At 32.7% G+C, this 20,587-nt stretch carries 15 protein-coding genes; 6 read left to right on the top strand and 9 right to left on the bottom strand.

The features are described 5' to 3' along the window. Nucleotides 1-22: 22 nt before the first annotated feature. On the bottom strand, nt 23-1,900 hold the full coding sequence (gene glgB, locus IGJ02_RS05895) for a 1,4-alpha-glucan branching protein GlgB (RefSeq protein ID WP_430603605.1): 1,878 nt from the start codon (nt 1,898-1,900) through the stop codon (nt 23-25). A gap of 424 nt (nt 1,901-2,324) precedes the next feature. Between glgB and IGJ02_RS05890 the strand changes: the two genes are divergently transcribed. Then, nucleotides 2,325-3,071 (top strand): SDR family NAD(P)-dependent oxidoreductase, encoded by a 747-nt coding sequence (locus IGJ02_RS05890; protein WP_010760896.1) that lies wholly within the window; start codon nt 2,325-2,327, stop codon nt 3,069-3,071. A gap of 63 nt (nt 3,072-3,134) precedes the next feature. On the opposite strand, the gene alaS is transcribed toward IGJ02_RS05890, so the two are convergent. Together alaS and IGJ02_RS05880 are read right to left on the bottom strand one after the other, a co-directional pair. Next, on the bottom strand, nt 3,135-5,774 hold the full coding sequence (alaS, locus tag IGJ02_RS05885; protein ID WP_010760895.1) for an alanine--tRNA ligase: 2,640 nt from the start codon (nt 5,772-5,774) through the stop codon (nt 3,135-3,137). A gap of 329 nt (nt 5,775-6,103) precedes the next feature. After that, nucleotides 6,104-7,210 (bottom strand): DUF7278 family profilin-like fold-containing protein, encoded by a 1,107-nt coding sequence (locus IGJ02_RS05880; RefSeq protein ID WP_430603604.1) that lies wholly within the window; start codon nt 7,208-7,210, stop codon nt 6,104-6,106. 94 nt (nt 7,211-7,304) lie between these two features. Between IGJ02_RS05880 and IGJ02_RS05875 the strand changes: the two genes are divergently transcribed. Further along, the gene (locus tag IGJ02_RS05875) at nt 7,305-7,739 is read left to right on the top strand and encodes a GNAT family N-acetyltransferase (RefSeq protein ID WP_010760893.1); all 435 of its coding nucleotides are present in this window, start codon (nt 7,305-7,307) and stop codon (nt 7,737-7,739) included. Between the two features lie 29 nt (nt 7,740-7,768). Here the strand turns inward: IGJ02_RS05875 and IGJ02_RS05870 are convergent, their stop codons facing one another. Then, nucleotides 7,769-9,121 (bottom strand): DEAD/DEAH box helicase, encoded by a 1,353-nt coding sequence (locus tag IGJ02_RS05870; RefSeq protein WP_010760892.1) that lies wholly within the window; start codon nt 9,119-9,121, stop codon nt 7,769-7,771. A gap of 66 nt (nt 9,122-9,187) precedes the next feature. Next, complete coding sequence (locus IGJ02_RS05865; protein WP_010760891.1) at nt 9,188-10,363, bottom strand: VanZ family protein; 1,176 nt, start codon at nt 10,361-10,363, stop codon at nt 9,188-9,190. Between the two features lie 183 nt (nt 10,364-10,546). On the opposite strand from IGJ02_RS05865, the gene IGJ02_RS05860 reads away from it, so the two are divergent. The 4 genes from IGJ02_RS05860 to IGJ02_RS05845 all read left to right on the top strand — a co-directional run bounded on the left by IGJ02_RS05860 (nt 10,547) and on the right by IGJ02_RS05845 (nt 12,834). Beyond that, nucleotides 10,547-10,870: a hypothetical protein gene (locus IGJ02_RS05860; RefSeq protein ID WP_430603603.1), complete on the top strand. Its 324-nt coding sequence runs from the start codon at nt 10,547-10,549 to the stop codon at nt 10,868-10,870. 168 nt (nt 10,871-11,038) lie between these two features. Beyond that, nucleotides 11,039-11,461, top strand: coding sequence for a cytidine deaminase family protein (locus IGJ02_RS05855; protein ID WP_430603600.1), 423 nt, complete (start codon nt 11,039-11,041; stop codon nt 11,459-11,461). A gap of 755 nt (nt 11,462-12,216) precedes the next feature. Further along, a complete protein-coding gene (locus tag IGJ02_RS05850; protein ID WP_430603599.1) occupies nt 12,217-12,495 on the top strand; it encodes a hypothetical protein in 279 nt (92 codons plus the stop codon). Nucleotides 12,496-12,693: 198 nt separating this feature from the next. Next, on the top strand, nt 12,694-12,834 hold the full coding sequence (locus IGJ02_RS05845; RefSeq protein ID WP_430604070.1) for a putative holin-like toxin: 141 nt from the start codon (nt 12,694-12,696) through the stop codon (nt 12,832-12,834). 181 nt (nt 12,835-13,015) lie between these two features. Here the strand turns inward: IGJ02_RS05845 and IGJ02_RS05840 are convergent, their stop codons facing one another. From IGJ02_RS05840 to IGJ02_RS05825, 4 genes are read right to left on the bottom strand one after another with little or no spacing between them, the layout of a single operon-like run. Continuing rightward, entirely contained in the window at nt 13,016-15,448 is a 2,433-nt protein-coding gene (locus tag IGJ02_RS05840) for an AAA family ATPase (protein ID WP_430603597.1), read from the bottom strand. Continuing rightward, nucleotides 15,441-16,211 (bottom strand): ABC-three component system middle component 1, encoded by a 771-nt coding sequence (locus IGJ02_RS05835; protein ID WP_430603595.1) that lies wholly within the window; start codon nt 16,209-16,211, stop codon nt 15,441-15,443. The genes IGJ02_RS05840 and IGJ02_RS05835 overlap by 8 nt, the downstream gene beginning before the upstream one ends. After that, a complete protein-coding gene (locus IGJ02_RS05830; protein ID WP_430603594.1) occupies nt 16,201-17,796 on the bottom strand; it encodes a hypothetical protein in 1,596 nt (531 codons plus the stop codon). The genes IGJ02_RS05835 and IGJ02_RS05830 overlap by 11 nt, the downstream gene beginning before the upstream one ends. 19 nt (nt 17,797-17,815) lie before the next feature. Continuing rightward, nucleotides 17,816-20,530 carry an AAA domain-containing protein gene (locus IGJ02_RS05825; RefSeq protein ID WP_430603593.1) on the bottom strand — a complete coding sequence of 905 codons (2,715 nt, stop codon included), beginning with the start codon at nt 20,528-20,530 and terminating at the stop codon, nt 17,816-17,818. Between the last annotated feature and the right edge of the window lie 57 nt (nt 20,531-20,587).

The raw sequence follows: 20,587 nt of genomic DNA, 5'->3' as shown, positions 1-20,587 counted from the left end.
AAATTGATTTTCGTTCTTTTATTCACGTATCAATAATTTTGGGCTTTAAAATAATAGCTCCTAGAGAAGGTACAATGGTCTGGATTTGATAATCAAATTGTTTAAAAGACTCTTTTCTCGTTACGCTTATTTGATTTGATTCAGTCCAAGTACCGCCAAATTCTTGCATCTCAGTATTTAGTACTTCCTCATAGATTCCAGAAAACGGTACACCGATTACAAAATTTTGCCTTTCTATTGGGGAAAAATTCAGGATAATAATCAAAAAATCCTTCTCATCCTTCCCTTTTCGAATAAAACTTAATACGGTTTCTTGATTATTATCGGCATCGATAATTTCAATCGTTTCAGACACATGATCTAATTCCCACAAGGCTTTTTCCTTTTTATAAAACCGATTAAGTGTTTTGGTAAAATGCTGCATGCTAAAGTTCATCACATCGTCGAGATCGATCCATTCCAAGCTTTCATTTGACTTCCACTCTAAAAATTGTCCCCATTCACATCCCATAAACAGAAGCTTCTTACCAGGATGAGTCATCAAATAGACATATAGATTACGAAGTTGAGCGAATTGCTTGTACCGATCTCCCCACATTTTATGCATCAAACTTCTTTTTCCATGCACGACCTCGTCGTGAGAAAATGGTAAAATGTACTTTTCATTCATCATATACATAAACGAAAAGGTAAGAAGGCGAAAATTATATTTCCGAAACGCAGCATCCATTTCATAAAAACGTAGCGTATCGTTCATCCAGCCTAAATTCCATTTGTAATCAAAACCTAGAGCCCCACTTTCAACACTTCCAGTTATTTTAGTTTCTGACGAACTTTCTTCGGCAATCATGATTACATCTGGATGAGTCTGTTTGATAACGGCATTTAGTTTCTGTAAAAAGTAAAAACCATCCCAATTACGATTGCCTCCCTCTTGATTCCAAACCCTAGGTCCCTCGTCATAATCAAGATAAAGCATATTCGAAACAGCATCTACGCGTATACCATCAACATGAAATGTTTCTATCCAATACAAAGCACTGGAAATCAGAAAACTCTGAACTTGGGGTTTGCTTAAATCAAAATTAAGCGCTCCCCAACGAATATTCTCCGCACGAACTGGATCATCATACTCAAATTGCGACGTTCCGTCATAATAAGCTAACGCATCATCATTAATACAAAAATGTCCAGGTACCCAATCAATCAAAACCCCGATATCGTTCATATGACAGGCTTCCACAAAATCTTGAAACTCAGCTGGTGTACCATAATACGAACTTAATGCAAAATAACCGATCAACTGGTAGCCCCAAGACTCTCCCAAAGGATGCTCCATCAAAGGCATAAACTCAATATGAGAAAAACCCATTTCTTTCACATAAGGAATCAATGTGTCTTTTAACTGTTCAAAGGTATAAGGCGTTCCATCCTCTTCACATCGCCAAGAACTTGCATGAACTTCATAAATATTTAATGGTTGTTTGAAATAATCCTTCTTCTTTCGCCGCCATTGTTCATCAAGCCACTTCTTTTCAGGTGTTGTATACATTATTGATGCATTATTCGGTCGTTTCTCGAATAAATTAGCAAAAGGATCAACCTTATAAATTTCTCTGCCATCTGCTTGTTTCACTAAATATTTATATAAATCGCCTTCTTTTGGTATCGAGGTAAAAATTTCCCAGACCTCACTTGATTCCTCTTTTTTCATAGGCAAAGATTGATCCCAGCCATTAAAATCTCCTACTAGCCAAATTTCTTGTGCATTAGGCGCCCACACTCTAAAAACAAACCCATTTTGATTTTCCCGAACAATTGGGTGAGAGCCAAAATATTGTTGACTATAAAAATTTTCACCTTTTTTGAACTGTTCTAACTTATTTTTTTCATTAGACATCTGTTTGCTCCTCTCTTTGGTCATCCATTTAAAATAGATAAAAAAGTTTCAGAAAGCAGCTTTTTCTTTCCTAATTTTCAAAAGAAAGCACAATAAAGTTTCTGAAACTAACGCTAAATTTAGGATTTTACATTTAAAAAAAGAGCTATTCTTCTAACTATTACACATTAAAAGGGAGTGAGTAATGATACATTAAATCTAACAACAATCTGAAAAAAAAGAAAGAAATATCCCTCTGATAAACAAGAATATAGAAACCCTCCTTCTTTATTTCAATGCGAATAGGCAGAGGAAGAAAGCCGTTCTTAACTTTTTAGATACTATTTTCAATTTTTATAGTATTCGATCGTAGTTTTTTACATTCGTTCCTTTTAGTGATATATTCATATCAATAAGATACAATAATAAAAAAGGAGGATTAACTATGAATATTTCGTTTGAAGGTAAAGTCGTTATCGTAACTGGATCAACATCAGGAATCGGTGCAGCAACGGCCGAAGCATTTGCTAAAGCTGGCGCAGACGTTATCGTTTGTGGCCGTAGAGAAGATAAAGGAACAGTAGTAGTAGAAAAAATCAAAGAAAATGGTGGAAAAGCAGTCTTTATTCAAACAGATGTAAGTGATGATTCTAGTATGGATCATTTAGTTGAGGAAGTTGTCAAAAAATATGGAAAAATTGATGTGCTTGTTAATAATGCTGGTGTTTATAAATCTTTTGCTTTTGAGCAGATCGACATGGAAAAAGAATATGAAGAAGTATTTACAATAAATGTAAGAAGTTATATTTATTTATCCAAATTAGTCTTAAAATACATGTTGAAGCAAAAATCAGGGAATATAATCAATATCTCTTCGGTTGGAGCGTTAAATGGCGGTCCAGGTATTGCTACCTATTGTGCATCAAAAGGAGCAATTTTGCAATTGACCCGTTCAATGGCCAAAGAATTCGGTAGCCGTGGCATTCGGGTAAATAGTATTTTACCTGGTTTGATTCATACAGAGATGATGCCAGAAGGTGGGCCGATGGATCAAATCATTGACAATATGATTCCATTAAAACGAGCTGGTGAAAGTCAAGAAATTGCTCATCCGATCCTTTTTATTTGCAGTCAATATGCTTCTTTTATCAACGGTGCATCGATTGTGATTGATGGCGGTCAGAGTGCTTAATATGTAAATAAAGAGAAGAACAATACCACGGAGGACTTGTTCTTCTCTTTTTCAATTTTATAATTAGTTGGCTAACCAGTTCCCTACTTCATTCAACGCATCAAGGATGCCCGCTGGATTTTTACCGCCAGCTTGCGCCATATCTGGACGACCGCCACCACCACCGCCAACTTTCGGTGCGATTGTTTTGATTAAGTCACCGGCTTTTAGACCTTTTTCGTTTGCTGCCTTAGACATCGCTGCTAACAAGCTGACTTTGTCCTCTTGCGCTGTTGCTAAAACTAAGACATCTGACAATTCTTTTTGCTTCCATTGATCTGCTAATTGACGTAATTGATTCATATCTTTTACGTTAACTTGTGCTGCAATGTATGTTGTGCCATTGACTTCTTTAATGTCTTTGAAAATGTCTCCTGCTTGTTGGTTTGCTAATTTTCCAGCAAGTTGTTCATTTTCTTTCTGTAGATCACGTAATTGTTGTTGTAATTGTTCTGTTTTTGACACAACTTCTTTCAATTGAGGAGATTTAACAATTCCTGCAATTGCTTTTAATTGTTTTTCCTCTTCATTCATAAGCTCATACGCTTCTTTACTTGTAACAGCTTCGATCCGGCGTACCCCCGCACCGATTCCTGATTCAGAAACGATTTTGAAAATACCGATATCTTCTGTATTTGTTACATGGGTTCCACCACAAAGTTCAATCGAGTAACCGCCGATATTGACAACACGGACTTCTTTACCGTATTTTTCACCAAATAGAGCCATAGCACCCATATTTTTTGCTGTATTGATATCTGTTTCAACTGTTTCAACTGGAATAGCTTCCCAGATTTTTTCATTGACGATTGCTTCCATTTGAACTAACTCTTCTGGTGTAACTTGACCAAAATGAGTGAAGTCAAAACGTAAGTGTCCTGGAGCAACTAACGAACCTGCTTGATTCGCATGATCCCCTAAAATATCTTTCAATGCACGATGTAATAAATGAGTTGCTGTATGATTTTTCAAGATACGATTGCGCATTTTTTCATCGACATGTAGTTCGTATGTTGCACCTTCAACAAGTTTTCCTGTCACTTGAACCGTGTGTAAAAATTGGCCATTTGGTGCTTTTAAGACATTTTCTACATGGGCTACGATTGTCCCATTTTGATCTTTGATCGTTCCCTGATCGGCAACTTGTCCACCCATTTCTGCATAAAAAGGAGTTTCAGCAAAAATCAATTGTGCTGTACCTTCTGAAAGTTCACTAAGGATTTCTTCGTCTTTTAAAATGATTAGAAGCTTGCTTGTAGCTTCTAAGTTACTATAACCGACAAATGTACTTTCAACTTTAATATCTGTCAAAACAGCTGATTGAACACCCATAGATGTGGCTTTACTTCGAGCTGAACGAGCACGTTCTCTTTGGGCTTCCATTTCTTTTTCAAAACCTGCATGATCGACTTTTAAGCCTGAATCTTCTGCGACTTCTTCTGTTAATTCAACAGGGAAACCATACGTATCATATAATTTGAAGATCTCTTTCCCATCCAAAATAGCTTCATTGGCCGCTTTTACTTTCGCGATCAATTCATTTAAAATATCTAGGCCTTCATTGATTGTTTCATGGAAACGTTCTTCTTCCGTACGGACTACTTTTTCGATAAATTCTTTTTGTTGTAGGACTTCTGGATAATAACTAACCATCACTTCTCCAACAACTGGAACTAGTTTGTATAAGAAAGCTTCGTTGATTCCTAATTTTTTCCCATGCATAACCGCACGACGTAATAAACGACGCAACACATAACCACGGCCTTCATTTGAAGGTAACGCGCCATCACCGATTGCAAATGATAATGCACGAATATGGTCTGCAATGACTTTAAATGAAATATCTGTTTGCGCTGATTGGCCATATGTTACTTGTCCACTTAATTTTTCTACTGCATGAATGATTGGCATAAATAAATCTGTTTCAAAGTTGGTCGGTGCATTTTGAACGATGGAAACCATACGCTCTAAGCCCATGCCCGTATCAATATTTTTATGTGGTAGTGGCTCGTAGGTATCATCGGCTTGGTGGTTAAACTCAGAAAATACTAAGTTCCAAATTTCTAAATAACGTTCATTTTCGCCACCAGGATAATTTTCTGGATCATCTTCTGCAACATCGTTAAATGACTCACCACGATCATAGAAAATTTCTGAATCTGGACCACAAGGACCCGCACCAATATCCCAGAAGTTGTCTTCGATATCAATAATATGATCCATTGATAAACCAACTTCTTCGTGCCAGATGCGTTTTGCTTCCGTATCTTTTGGGTAAACTGTTACATATAATTTTTCAGGGTCAAAGGCCATCCATTCAGGAGACGTTAAAAACTCCCACGCCCAGTGGATCGCTTCATTTTTAAAGTAATCACCAATCGAAAAGTTTCCTAACATTTCAAACATCGTATGGTGACGAGCTGTTTTCCCAACGTTTTCAATATCATTGGTACGGATTGATTTTTGAGCATTTGTGATTCTTGGATTTTCCGGCACTACTGAACCGTCAAAATATTTTTTTAATGTGGCAACACCTGAGTTGATCCACAATAAGGTTGGGTCATTCACAGGAACTAAAGAAGCACTTGGCTCCACAGAATGTCCTTTTGATTTAAAAAAGTCTAAATACATTTGACGAACTTGACTACTTGAGAGTTGTTTCATTGTTCGATTCCTACTTTCTAAAATAATTTATTGATCGATGATTTTGTGCAACAAAAAAAGCGGCATTCATTGCACACAAGGACGACAAATCGCGGTACCACCTTGTTTGCAATGAAGTCGCTTGACATACATTCATTACCTCTTAAACTCTATAACGCAGAGTCGCGTTGATATTTCTATCAAAAATTAAATTAAAGGGAGCAATTACGTTTTTGCGTTATTCTTCTTTCAGCAATAAAGAACTTTCTGTAAACACTCTAAAACGAATCATATCCTTTAGTTTCCCTACAAATTATAAGGAAAGATCGAAAAAAAGTCAATGCTTTCAGTTAACTTTCAATTTTAATGACTTTTCTATAGAGATACTCTTTGGGGCTTAATTTTTTATCTGCTGATATCATATGATTTGAACGGAAGTAGGTTGATAGTGGCAACATCTTTTCAATTACTGTCTCTTTTTCTGCTAATTGATTGATCAACTTGCTTTTCGTCGAATCATTAGTCAATTCAAAATGATTTTGTTGTGTATCAATCACTAGCCCAAACATATTCGCGCCGTCCATTTTGCTTTTAATTTGACGTCCCGATTGATTATCTTGAATCAACAATTCATTTCCCCAGCGAAATAAACGCCGAGTTCCCCCGCCTACAGCAAACTCCCACTGATCTTCAGACAACAAATCAAATCCTTGCCTTTTAACTGCATGTTTTAATTCTTCATGCGTAAAATGATTATGGCTATATACAAAATAGTAATCTGATTCAGGTAAAAATTCTAAATAACATTCATTTTCCACTAATAACGATTTTGGAAAAGTCCACGCAAAACTTTGTTCAGCGGATAATTTAGGAAAGAGCTGTTCACAGATGATCTCTTCATATTGGGAAAATTGTTCTACTTCTCCTTCGAATGTCCCAGTTATCGTATCGAATATTCCTAAAAACTCAGTTCCTGCAGGTAATGCATATTTTTGAACGAACATTGCAGGAATTGCTACTTTTCTTAAATCCGTCGTATGGTCGTTTATGTATCCAGAAATTCCTTCTAATGAAGTTAAATCATATTGACTCTCTTCTTCTAGCCATTTAGATACAGGTAAAATGGTTTCATTTGTTAAGGTTGTTTTGAATGTATTCTTCTCCAAATCTGCTACATCAAATCCTAATAGTTCATGTGAACGTAATCCTTCTGTCCCTAAATCCCAACCCAAGATTGCTTCGCTATTTCCTGGAATAAACACAAATAATTCGCCATCAAACTCCAATTCAAACGTACGACACTTGATTCCATAAAGTTCAAAATTCACTAAGTGAATCGTACCGACTTCAACAGTCGGCGGAACAAAATACATCAGCAATTGATGCACAAGCTCTTCCTTTTCTGGATCTTTCAACTTCTTCCAATTTGCCCATTCAACTTGTTCAAATAGGTCCACAACATAGCCTCCTCGTGTGTTTCAAACATATCTGTTATCATTAAGTATACCATTGAATGATTCATTCATTAAGAAAATTATCTGGAGGTTCAAAATGCACATACATTTTGGAAATGAACGTTGGAATCAAGCTGCAGCATTTGCTTTACGTTATGATGTTTTTGTTATAGAACAAGGTATTTCATTGCAAGACGAATTTGATGAATTGGATACTTTAACTCGCGATTACTTTGTAGTGTATGAAGGAACACTTGCTGTTGCAACTATTCGCTATCAAAAGAAAGATCATATTACGATTCAACCCGATCGCTTCTGTGTTCGAAAGAATTATCGTGGTAAAGGTATCGGGAAAAACTTACTTTTACACTTAGAAGATAAAGCATTGAAAGATGGGTATAAATTTAGTCTTTTATCCGCAGAAAAAACGGCTCTATCTTTTTACAAATCCTTAAAATACTCTATAAATTCTGAAGAATACTTAGAAGATGGCATTATTTGCGTAGAAATGATCAAAAAATTAAGCAGCTAAGATGAATTTTTTCATCTTGCTGCTTCATTTTATTTATAACTATTCTTTTTAGACTTCTTAGCTGTTCGAGTTTGTTGACGACGTTCAACTTTACGTTTTTGCTTGTTACTAGCTGAAATTGCCCACTCGATTTTTTTCTTATAACCTGGCTTGATTTTTTTCTTTTTCTTTTTCACCAAACCAATCAATGTCGGATCTTCCAACGCATCTTTTGTTTTTTCACGTTTAGTCCGACGATTACGATCGTAAGTATCGATCAACTCACCGTTTTTGATTTCTTTTGGTTGAAACTTAATACCTAGCTGTTCAACTTCAGAAATTGCTTCTTCATCAGCTGGCGAATACAACGTGATCGCTGTTCCATCTAGACCATTTCTTCCAGTTCTTCCCACACGATGAATGAAGAAATCCAAATCACTTGGCACTTCTGCATTGATAACATGAGAAACACCTTCAATGTCGATTCCTCGTGCAGCTAAGTCCGTTGCAACCACATATTGAAATTCAAGATCTTGCACTTGGCGCATCACACGTTTGCGTTCTCTAGGAGAAATATCCCCATGGATTTTGGCGACTTTCAATCCTTGGTCTTTTAAATAATCAGTAATTTCATCCACACGTTGTTTTGTATTGGCAAAAACAATCACTAGATAAGGATGACCAATTGTCAACAATTGGTAAATCAGACGATTTTTATCTTTTCCCTTAGTAGAAATCAACCAATTATCAATCGTTTCTGAAATAATATTTTTTGGTTGGATATGCTCAATAATTGGATTTTCCATATATTTCTTCAGGAAAGGTTTTAATTTTTCTGGAATCGTTGCTGAGAAAACTAACATTTGTAGTTTATCAGGCAACCGTCCAGCAATCTGATCTACCTCTTCTAAGAATCCCATGTCCAATGTCATATCCGCTTCATCGACTACAAATGCAAAAGCGGTATGTGCTTTTAATGCTTGTTCATTCATCAAATCTAAAATTCGACCTGGTGTTCCAATAACCACATGAGGTTGTTGATGTTTTAATTTTGCGATTTGACGTTGTTTGTCCGTACCACCAACGAAATTCGTTACACGAATTTCAGGTTGACTGAATTTTGCGATCTGAATCGCTTCTTGATAAATTTGATTCGCTAATTCACGACTAGGTGCCGTAATCAAGATTTGTACCTCATCTAATTGAGGGTTAACTTTATTCATCAATGGTAATAAAAATGTATGGGTCTTGCCGCTTCCTGTTTGGGATTGACCGATGACACTTTTGCCTTTTTTAATCACTGGGATCAATTTTTCTTGTACTTCTGTTGGTTGTTCAAACCCTTTATCTGCTAGTGCTTCCATGATAAAATCGTTGAACTGAAATTGTTTAAATGAACTCATTTACCTCACCTCTTTCAAACTTGTTGTGTAAGTCCTCATGCATTATACCACAAAAACTGCAAATCCTTATTGATTTTCTGTATTTTTCTCTCTTTTTATCGTACTGATCGTATAGGTATGGCTTGCTTTTTCGTAAAATAATCGACGTTTTTTCCTAATCAACACATAGAAAACATTGATGAAAAACAGTAATAATAAAAATGAACACAATAGAAATAGCATAAAACTCACAAGTTGCAACATACGATTATTAGAATTTATCAAATCAGCAGAGCTAGTCATATACAAACTAATCAAACCATAAACAAAATACAAATAACCATAGCGAATGAACAACGCTCTAAATCGAATTTTTTCATGCCCTTTTTCCACAACTTGAATACGCACAATTTTCTTGCCAATTGTTTCACCATTCGTCATTTTTGGCAGCAACATAAACACTAAGAATACCATAATAAAGAACCATAGACGTTCTTCCAGCACTGGATATCCTGCAAACCATTGTTTATACTCTGGAATTAAATTTAGAAGAAACATCACAATTGTTTGAACGATCGAAATCACAAACCAATCGATCAAAAAAGCAACGAACCGCCTAAACAAACTAACCGACTGTCCTTTTTCATAAGCAGCTTCATCCAACTCGTCTCTTGTTGGAAATAAAAAGGTCAACATCGGTGTAATCGCATAACCGACAATTCCACCAAACGTATTATTGATCAAATCATTTACATCTGCTAAACGATAAGGCCTAGGATAAATAAAATACAAGCCGCTCAACTGTGTCAGCTCAAAAAATAATGACAATAAAAAACTAGCTAGAACAACTTTTTTAAATGAAAGCTTATAATAATAGCGTAAATACACCCCAAATGGCACTAGCAATAGAATATTGAATACGGGTTCCAGAACAACTCCCTGTCTAAGAGCTGGAACAAAGGTACTTGGATCATGAATATTCAATACTGTATCCTGTAAAAAACGACTGATAAAATAAAAGGGCCGCAATTCTAAATATTGACTGGTATATTGCGCTACCTCAGCGCGTGGAGGTAATGGTAAAATAACCAAAAAATAAGCACAGAGTAAATAGAAAACAAATGAATATAAAATAAGCGCCCGTCTAAATAAAAAAGTACCGTATTTCCGATATTCACGAATAACAAGAATAAATGAAATGGCAAAAGCTAAAAATGGAAATACAATCAAGGCTGTTTTGATTGGTGCAGCGTATACTGACATAAAACAATCCCCCTTCTACTTTAGTTTAGTAAAAAATAGGCACTTTGTCATTTAAGATAGTCACTCCTTTAGCAAAAAATATATTTTGCAAATCAGAAAAATTGCAGTATGATTGAATTGTAGAGCTTCAACAACAGATTTCTTAATGATTAGACAGCAACTTTTAAATACGGAGGTTTTATTATGTTAAATCCATACTTTGCTTTTGGTGTTCCCATTTTTCTACTCTTTTTATATATCGTATTTGCGCTTATTCGAAGAAAAAGCAGTCTTCATTATATTGGTTTCGTCCTTTTATTGATTGCTACATTTATGATGACCTTTAGTTTCCAAGTATTACAAGGTTTATGGACTTTGGAAGAGAGTCATGCTACTGAACAACTAGAAAAATTGGGCTATTCACCAGAAATACTGTGGATTCCACTTATTTTAGGTACAGTGTTGGCAATTCTTAATCTTTGGAGAGGTGTAAAGAGAGTGAAGTCTTTTCGGGATGAATCCAATTAAAGAACAAATGGAGAACATTGGATAAAAGCGTTTATTCGATTTTTGAGTGCAAGTCAAAAGTAGTTTTTACTTTTGACTTGCACTCATTTTTTATTATAACCCTTCATTGCCTTTTACAGTAGCCACTTGCTATAATTAAGACTATCACTAGGTAACGGAGGTAATTTTATGGATATCTGGGAAACCTTGTATGAAAAAGCGAAAAAAAACTATTATCCCACAGAAGTCACGCCATTTATTTATGCGCACCATGTAGTTAGTGCTTTAGAAAGTGAAAACGGCGAAATTTACACTGGTTTTTGTATTGAAAGTTGCAGTGGCGTGATGGATTTATGTGCTGAACGATCAGCTGCTTTAAATATGTATATGAATAGTGGTCAAACCGTTATAAAACGTATCATCACCTTTCGCAGTGAAGCACCTGAAGGTCTGGGCGGAATGCCCTGTGGCGCTTGTAGAGAACTATTGCTACAGTTTTCACCTAAAAATAAAGATACAGAAATCATGGTTGATTATCAGAAACGAGAAACGATTACCCTTGAAGAGCTAGTTCCGAATTGGTGGGGTTGGTCGAGGTATGAAAATCAATAGGTTCTAACATTTGCTAAAAATGGGTAAAAAAACGAGAAATGACACGCTCTCACTTTCTCCTATTAATTACGCACTATTTAGGTTTTTTCATGAAAATAAAGTTTAAAAAATTTCTTCTGTTCCCGTTGAGCCGACGTATTCAATTCGGTATACTTAAGTTGTAGAATAGAAATGAAACGAAGGTAACTTTTCCTAGTTTAAACGATAATTAAATAATCATTGGCACTTTTTCAATGGACCGCCAATCCAATGAAAAAGAACATTGTAATGACAGCCCAAACTGCCGGAACAACTTGCCAATATTGCGAGAAACAAACTCTCTTGTTTTGTTGTATCTGACTTTTTTTTGATGCAAAAAACAGGTTTATTTGTTGGACTATTGTCAACGGTATTGGTGGAAACTGATATCGTTTTTTTCTATTCTGCTACTTTTACATGGGAGGTGAATAGTTTACACGTTGTACAAGCATAAAACAGAAAAAAATAGGCACTTTATCAATTGGCGCCAACCGATTGATAAAGCCCTGCATAGACAGCCCAAACTATCTATACAAGTTGCCCATTGCTAGTTCCGAAGTTCTAGCTTCTTTATTGTACCGAACTTTTGTCTGAATTTCTAGACATGATTGTTATTTTTCGGTCGTTTAGCTAAACTTCTCTCGCATTGGAAACGATATTGGTAGTTGTGCACTGCTTGTATCGTTTTTTTGTATCGTTTCACACATTATTTTAAACGAAAGAAAGGAAGATTTTTTATGAAAAAACCAGTAAAATGTGTTAAAGCAATTCCTTATCAAGATATTTTAGTTTTAAAAGAGGTCTTAGAAAGAATGCAATCCTGGGAAAAACCGTTGTTATTATTGAATGATTTTTTCAGTGACCAAAATATACCTGTGAACAAAAAGAAAATCATTCGCGAATATTATGCTTGCAGAAAAATTTATCACAGCTATTTTAAAGAAGTGGAAAGCATGCTGCAAATTTTAGATAAGCAGATTTGTGTCCTTACTGAGAAACAGTCGGTTTCAATATAAAAAAATACTGACAAAAAGAATAAAATAAACATATGTTCTTACTATTTATTATGATAGAATAAAAGAACAGAGAAGTTATGACGGTGGCTACTTCTGAAAGGTGATGGTGCTTATGAATGTAAGTACTGAAATTACGGAAGAGGCAACGCTCCTAAAAGTCGCCTTGTACTGTTCAACATCAGTTCATAAAACCATTCACTGTGTTTCTCAGCAAAAGGAGAATGCCTTTTGTCCGCATTGGAAACAATTCAGCTGATTTTAAGCTTCGGTATGTTCACCATCGCTTTGATCAAACTGATGGGGAGTTGCTTAAAGGCAAAAAATAACCGTCAGCTTTAGTCAGGCAACGGTTATTCTTAAAAAGATAATCTAATCTAGTTATCGTCTTAAACGGCTCTGTCGAAGAGGGTATGTTAGTGCATATCCTCTTTAGGAGTTTATTATGAATAGAAATGAATACATTTGTAGTTAGATTATTTCTATTTGTTATTATCCTACAATATCAAGAACAGATAGTGAATTACTCATTATTTGCTATTTGATACCATTCTTTTTTTACATTAAACATTTTTACCGTTAGTCCATTTTTTATAAATTTATATGCAATATAATTTTTCTTATCTTCTTCATGTGTCGACAAAAAGATTTGTTTATCAGAAAATTCTTTTCTAAGTACATCTATAAAAGAAGATAGGTTAATGTCGTCCATTGTTTGAACTGGATCATCTATAAATATAAATTTGGGTGCTACTGAACTATCGACATATATTTTATTCATGACAAGAAGAAATGTTAAAACAAATGCTGATAGTTGGCCTGAACTAAACCTATTTATAATATCTTGTTGTCCTTTACTAGAAACAAATCTTAAAGCATTCTCATCACAATACACACCCAGTCCGCCTTGATAATTTTGTAATAATTTTGCCGTATATACTAAAAGCGGAATCTTTATATTTGAAATGATTGATTTTTTCAAACGCGTTTCCTTCTCTTTAATTACCTTCCTGATAGATAAAATAGACTCAATAATTTTTTCTTGTTGCTTTTTAGTTTTTAACAGCACCTTCAACTTCTTAACTAGTTCATTATACTTTTCATCTTTAAATTGTCCATATTGGTAGTTTATATACTCTATTTTTTTAGATATTTGTGATGTAGATAGATTTTCTGATTTTTCTAATACTCCTTCCAAATCATTACAATTAAAGAATCTAAAAAATGAGTCTTCTATACTTTCAAAAGCTGGTTCCGATATAAATTCAGAAGAGTAGTCTGTAATTCTAACTTCTAATTGCCGAGTTATTTGCTCTGAATTTAGTTCTGTAAATTTTATATCTTCTTCTCTAATGTAATTAGCTAAATTCAAAATTTGATTATTTAGAATTTGATCTTGTTTTATCTTTATATATAGTCCTTTTTGCTTCAAAACATTCTTATCTGGGATATTTAATTCCGTTAGTAAATTATCTATTTTAACTATCAAATCAGAAATAGTGATTCTTTTTTCTTCTATTTCCTTTTCAATTGAGGAACTAAGAGAATCAATAATTTTATCTAACTGACTAATTTGATTTTGTAACATCTCTAAATCTTCGTACTCCTTATTACAAAGAGGACAATGTACAGAAGTTTTATTAATTATATTAGTAAATGAAGAAATTTGCTCTTTCAGTGCCTTTCGATGTTCTATCAAATCATCTTTGATTTTTTCTTCTTTTGAAAGATTTTTATATAATCTATCTATTTTTTCTATTTCTGATATCAAATTTTCATTAGACTTTATTAGAGAAAACAAGTTATCACTTGAATTAAAATATTTTTCTTTTGAATGTAAAAAATCATTCATTTCTTGAATTTGTTCTTTTAATTCAGTAAACTCATTAACTCTTTTGATAATATCTTTATTTTCAATAATCATTTTGAACTCTGAAAATTTTTCCATTATAGAAATATTTTCTAATCCGCTACTAACAAAAGAGTCAATTTCAGAGCTATTTAATAATTTTTCAGAAGGTAGTTTAGTATAGCTCTGAATTGCTAGCTTGTTATTTATTAATGCAAGTATCCTGTCGTTCTCTCTTTTTTTTATTAAATCAACCTTAAAATAAATGACTTTTCTTAATAACTTAAGGTTTTGTTCTAATTTGTTAATAGCTGTTGATGATGATAAAAATTGTTCTATTTTTTTTTGATCCCATTCAAACTCCTCTTGAGAAAAAAGTTTTTCAAAATCAACTTCATTGACTTTATTCACAATAAAATACTTTTTTATATCTTCTATCGTGTCATCAATCTTTTCTTTCAAAATTTCTTTTTCATTAGCCAGACTAAATTCATTAATTTTACTAAACTTCTTTTCAAACTCCTCTTGCCCGATCAATGGGGACAAAATTTCTTCTCTTGTATTTATCCTTTCTTTCAGTAGATGCGTCGAATTTTCTTGTGATACATAATAACAAATATTAAAATGATTTATAAATGGTTTCTTTATACTTTCAATCTCTCTCTCAATTTCCGAAATAGATTGTTCAATTTCGGAAGGTTTCATCAGAAAATTTCTCACTTCTTGATCATCAATCTTATAGTAACTAATAGAATCTTCAATAGTACCATTAGATTTTCGATTTATCACAGCTTGAATTATTGCAATATAACTACTTACTTGCTTATTATTATCTATTGTTTGAATAATAACTAAGCCTGGCTTATTAGAATCATTCAATAGAAGATGTGTTTCAAATGTTTTATTACCATTTTCTGGAACCTCTAGCCTAGTAATTTCCTGAGAAAAAACTAATTCAATAGCATCAAACACAGTAGTTTTTCCAAACCCATTAGGACCAGAAAGGATATTTAAATGTTTATCAAAATCTTGAATATACAATTTATCCGGTGGAAAACATTTAAAATTGAATAAACCAACACTTTCTATAATAATGTTATTATTCATCTAAAACTCCCTCCTTAACTCTTTCAAGCATATTTTCAGCTTCATAGTTTATTTCATCGTCTGAAATTAGAATATCATTCTGTATATTTAATATATTATCTACAGACCAGTCTCTCTCAACAAAAAGTTTAAATAACTCTTTTTCTAAGTCTGTTCCTTTTTCACTAATTTTAGTTTCTATCTCTTCAATAATTTCATCTAGTTTTTGGTTCGGTTTAAAATTATAACTAGTGACAGGAATTTTAGCATATAATTTCAACACAAAGGAATATAAATCCTCTTCATTTGCTTGTTTAAATGCTGATAAATAAGCTTTTTTATCTTCAATAATCTCCTTCATTCTTAAAACAACTGACGCTTCACTCACCTCATCAATGTTATCACTAAATAATTGAACTTGATTTTTGGTGTATGGAAAGACATATTTTTTTAAATAATACGGGGATTCTTCGATATCATAAATATCATTTTCTTTTGTTCTTAAAAATGCTGGATAATCACTAACTTCAACTAAATAGATAACGGATGAATTTTTCATTACGGCACTTTTATCTTTTAAATTTTTAAATATGTTTCTTTCAACAAATTCACTTTCTATTTGAGCGTTTAATGTAACTAGATTATCATCTTCCGTACAAGAAACAATTAAAAAGTAATCATCTTTATCGGGTTGCGTATTATAAATTTCTATTCTTTCTTGATTTTCTTCAAGTACCGTATAATTACTGTGAAAAAAAATATTTTTTACTATATCAACTATCATGCCCTATCTTCTCCAATCCTTCTTCACTTATAATTTCTATTATTTTTGTTGCATTGATTCTATTTTCTAGGTCTTTTTCAATTTCCTTTTCTAGAAATTTGATATTTTTTATATCTTCTTCTCCAACTTGAGTGAAGTATTCTTTCTTATTCCCGATTTCATTTCCAGATAAATCACTAGAAATATGAAATAAAAAATCACTCTCAAATAATTGGACAATAAATTTAGGATCTTTATCGGAAAATTCTGAAATAGCTTCAGTTAAAGTATTCATATTACGTGCATTATTAATATCTAATAGCACTTCTTTTCCATCACTTTTTGTTAGTAAATAGAAATTCTCTTTATTTACAAAATTAGGGTATTTTTTCATAACATAATATAATCCATCTCTTATATCTATATCTGATGGAAAATTGTTTAATTCATTATGATTCTCAACATAGGTAATCGCCAAACGTGTTAATACTTCAAATAAATCTGTATATTCCATAGAAGTTAAAATTTTAAAATCAATAAGAAATTTACAGGTATCATTTTTATCACAGCTCAGACAGGATTCATTTTGATCGGAACACTCTTCAAATTTTTCATTCTCAAAATAGGCTGGAAGTTTCTTGTTAAATGCTCTATACAACATATCCTTGGTTTGATATATTATCATGTCTTTTGAAATCATCTTTTCATCAAGTGATTTAAAAGTTTCTTGCAAGAAACTCCCAAGTGTTTTTTGGTACGGTTTTATCACATTGGGATTGAACATATCTTCATCAAGATAATTGACTAAAGACCAAAAAATATACTCTTCTTTTTTTTCAAGAAAATGCTCAAATTCTTTTTCTTTTGCTTCTTTGGGTAACTTATCTTTAATACTCTGTATTACCTTTATTGACTCATCGATAATTAGTTTATCTGATGAAAAATCAAAATCCTCGTAGACCGAAACATTTAATGAATCCAAAGAATCATAAATTTCTTTTAAAGGTACTATCAGTTTATTTTTAATAGTTGTAGGGTCTAATTCAGAATCTTTAGTGTAACCATCTTCTTTTAAAACCCTTTTTAACAATGATTTAAATGTAGCTTTCGACTCTTGACCACTTGAAATTAAGTCTCCATAAATTTTAGGATATTTTTCGTCTGGATAGTTTGGATAGTTGATTAAATATTCAAAATGTTTTTTTGCTAATTCAGATATATTTTCATTTTTTTGAAGCTTCTCACTAGAAACTAACTGTACTTTAGGCAACTCATATTTTTTCCCATTATATTTATCCTTATTTTGATAAGCTGCTACAAACATATTAAAACTATCTTTTTTATCTACCTTAGTTGTTTTACCTGCTTTTACTTGATAAATTTCTATATATTTTTTTTCTTTATTGAGAAAGGCTATATCTTCCGTATACTCCAATTCAACAAATAGTGTATTAGCTGCAATGATAAATTCTTCAGCTGTTAGATAACGATTTTTTAAAAGTAATTTTTCCAGTTTTTTTAACACTAAAAAAATAGCTAATTTCCCTTGATATGAATACCCGTGCCATGAAGCACTAGCATCAAAAAAATAATAAAAATCTGACAAATCTATCCCTCCAAGCATCTTAAGATTCTTTTGTGTGACCACTTTCAACATACTTACTCAAAAATCCCCTAATCCTCTCCTCTTCATTACTTTCAATCGTCGACAATCTCAACAAATCAACTCCAGCTTTTTCCAAAATACTGTTCTTTTTCCGATCTCTATCCTTATCTTTCGGTTTAGAATGATACGCATAACCATCCACTTCAATAACAGCAATCGAATCTTTGCCAACTTTATAAGAAAAAACAAAATCACAACTAGAGTTTTTCTGAATAAAGTCTCTTTCTTCTTTTGTATATTCTAAACTTGGCGAAACAACTTCTTTCAATCGCACTTGTTTATGAACTGCCAGTTGCGCAAATTCGTTTTCTGCTAAAATTTCATCAATAATACTTGCAATGATTTGCTCTGTCAGATGCGGTGAATCCTTTTTATTCAATTTTTTTCTTCTTTTTTCAAGAAGTTCATCATATTCTGCGTATAATATATCGAAGGAAGAAATAACATTACTTTCAACTAAATCACGTTCATCACCGTAATAACGAATATAGCGCTCCAATGCTGCAATACTACCATTGTTTTTCTGAAAAACACCTTGTCCAGTAACTAAACTAAATTTATCCTTCGCACGTGAAACTGCTACATTTACAAGATGAGGGTCATCAACAAAATCAATATGAGATTTTGACTGGCATCTAGCTTTTTTATCTAGTACAGTTGAAAAGATAATCTCATCACATTCTCTCCCTTGAAAACTATGAATAGTTGCAGCTTGACAAGAATCAGGAAGTTTCTTTTTTGCCTCCTTGCATTGAGCGTTGTAGGGTGCAATAAATCCAATTGATTCACTATTACCAACACCTTCAGCAATAACTGATTCTATTTCTCTTAAATTAAAATAGTCTCTAAAATGATTGCCTTTTGCTGTTGTAATCAATCGTAACGAACGCTCATCTTCTGCGTCTGTCATTGTAATCAATTTACTGTCATAGAATTGAATATTACAGAAATGAATAATTTTGGGATGACAACGATAATGTTCCTGTAATAGGGTAATTGGTACTTGATTCTTAAATAGTTGAACAAATGAATCTAATAAATTATATTTTTCACAATCATACAATTCTTCTGCTGGTTCTAAATCTGTTTTAGCTGGAATGTGGGGTAATTGTTTTCTATCTCCAACAACTACAACATTTTTAGCACAAGCCAATCCCAGAATCCCAGGAATCACATCTAATTGAGAAGCCTCATCAATAATTAAATAATCAACTAAATTACCACCAATTGCATGAGCTATTGAATGAGCCGTACTTCCGATAATCGGAAACCTTTGGCTAAATTCGTCAAATTTTCTCTTATAGTTTTTTTCACTACAATCATTAGTTGTTTTTATTATTTTAGTTATTTCTTGCTGATAATGTATTAAAGAATCTTCTGATAGCTCTTTTAAAAGTGAATCATAGTTTTTTCTATTTAACTGAAGTTCCAAGTATCTAATTTCTTTTTCTACTCTTTCAATTTCTTCTCTATAATATTGCTCTTGAATAATCGTTATAATTTCTTCTCTTGTATAATTATTTTTTATTGGTTTAGTTTTTAACATCTGAAACTTAAATAATAATGTTAAACGATCAAAAAACGAAAATTTTTCTTGCTCTATATTCTTTAGAAAAGATAGAAAGTCTAGTTTTTTCTTAAAGTTTATTTTTAAGTTAGGAATTTCATTCAGATGTTCGCCAAAAACTTCCCGGTACTTTCTCATCCATTTGATAAAATATTCTTGTTCAATCTTCAACTCTGAAAGTAATGTCTTTTTCGTTGCTAGCTCATTTTTAGCCTGTAAGGATTCTTTTAATTTTTCTAGTACTTCTTGAATTTTTTCTAGCTCAACCGACCTACTACTCTTGATCTTAGGAATAGCTGGTAATTTTTCAAAAAATGCCTCAACTTTTTCTTTACTTCCTAGTTTAGCTATCAAATAATCCATGTTCACTTTTTCCATTTTTTCATAGACATTTGTAACTGCTGAATTATTATTAGATATCACAGCAACCGTCTTATTTTGAAGTAATATATTCGCTATAATATTTAGTATAGTTTGCGTTTTTCCTGTTCCTGGCGGTCCTTCTATAATACTAATCTGCGATTTAAATACATTCTCTACCGCATCTAACTGACTTGGATTTATTCCAAATGGAAAGATTAATGATTTTGCATCTTCTCGTTTGGCTAGCGATTTTTTTAAATATGAATACAAAACTGTTTCTTTTGTGCAAGTGATATTTTTCATTTGAAATTGAATAAATTCACTGATTTTTTTAGCCTTTTCTTTTTCCTGATCATTCTTTCCTTCTGGAAAATCAACTCTGTATTGGATTACTTTATTAAAATAATTGAAGGTATCATTAATTTTTAAATTTTCACCTTCAATCAATTCAATATTCTCAATTAGGTAACAACCTTTTTTGCCAGAACTTTTATATGTAAACAGTAAATATTTATTTCCAAATTCAATAACATTTTCAACTAATATCTCATCCTTCGTCCTGTTATCCAATATTAAAACCACATCTTTTTTGTAGATAATCGGAGTAATTTGACATCTAGATAACGACGCTGTATATTTTTTCTCTGATTTATATGTAACTGTGACTGTGTCTTTTTCAAGCATATAACACCAATCGGTAATCTTGTTTGTAATATCTTTCCCATCAAGTATGATTGAAAACATTTTTTCCCCAACCTTTTAAATAAAGTCATTTACTTCTTATAAAGAAATAAATTATTT

The organism is Enterococcus sp. DIV0724b, from assembly GCF_050531475.1.
In the GTDB taxonomy this organism is placed as follows: Bacteria; Bacillota; Bacilli; order Lactobacillales; family Enterococcaceae; genus Enterococcus_L; species Enterococcus_L haemoperoxidus.
Note: the sequence above shows the minus strand (reverse complement) of the source record. Positions and strands in the feature narration are given on the sequence as shown.

Excerpts from the sequence above, each read along its gene's own strand:
- IGJ02_RS05825 (WP_430603593.1), bottom strand. The coding sequence starts at position 20,530 with ATGTTTTCAATCATACTTGATGGGAAAGATATTACAAACAAGATTACC.
- IGJ02_RS05860 (WP_430603603.1), top strand. The coding sequence starts at position 10,547 with ATGTTAAATCCATACTTTGCTTTTGGTGTTCCCATTTTTCTACTCTTT.
- IGJ02_RS05890 (WP_010760896.1), top strand. The coding sequence starts at position 2,325 with ATGAATATTTCGTTTGAAGGTAAAGTCGTTATCGTAACTGGATCAACA.
- IGJ02_RS05865 (WP_010760891.1), bottom strand. The coding sequence starts at position 10,363 with ATGTCAGTATACGCTGCACCAATCAAAACAGCCTTGATTGTATTTCCA.
- IGJ02_RS05850 (WP_430603599.1), top strand. The coding sequence starts at position 12,217 with ATGAAAAAACCAGTAAAATGTGTTAAAGCAATTCCTTATCAAGATATT.
- glgB (WP_430603605.1), bottom strand. The coding sequence starts at position 1,900 with ATGTCTAATGAAAAAAATAAGTTAGAACAGTTCAAAAAAGGTGAAAAT.
- IGJ02_RS05855 (WP_430603600.1), top strand. The coding sequence starts at position 11,039 with ATGGATATCTGGGAAACCTTGTATGAAAAAGCGAAAAAAAACTATTAT.
- IGJ02_RS05835 (WP_430603595.1), bottom strand. The coding sequence starts at position 16,211 with ATGATAGTTGATATAGTAAAAAATATTTTTTTTCACAGTAATTATACG.
- IGJ02_RS05870 (WP_010760892.1), bottom strand. The coding sequence starts at position 9,121 with ATGAGTTCATTTAAACAATTTCAGTTCAACGATTTTATCATGGAAGCA.
- alaS (WP_010760895.1), bottom strand. The coding sequence starts at position 5,774 with ATGAAACAACTCTCAAGTAGTCAAGTTCGTCAAATGTATTTAGACTTT.
- IGJ02_RS05840 (WP_430603597.1), bottom strand. The coding sequence starts at position 15,448 with ATGAATAATAACATTATTATAGAAAGTGTTGGTTTATTCAATTTTAAA.
- IGJ02_RS05875 (WP_010760893.1), top strand. The coding sequence starts at position 7,305 with ATGCACATACATTTTGGAAATGAACGTTGGAATCAAGCTGCAGCATTT.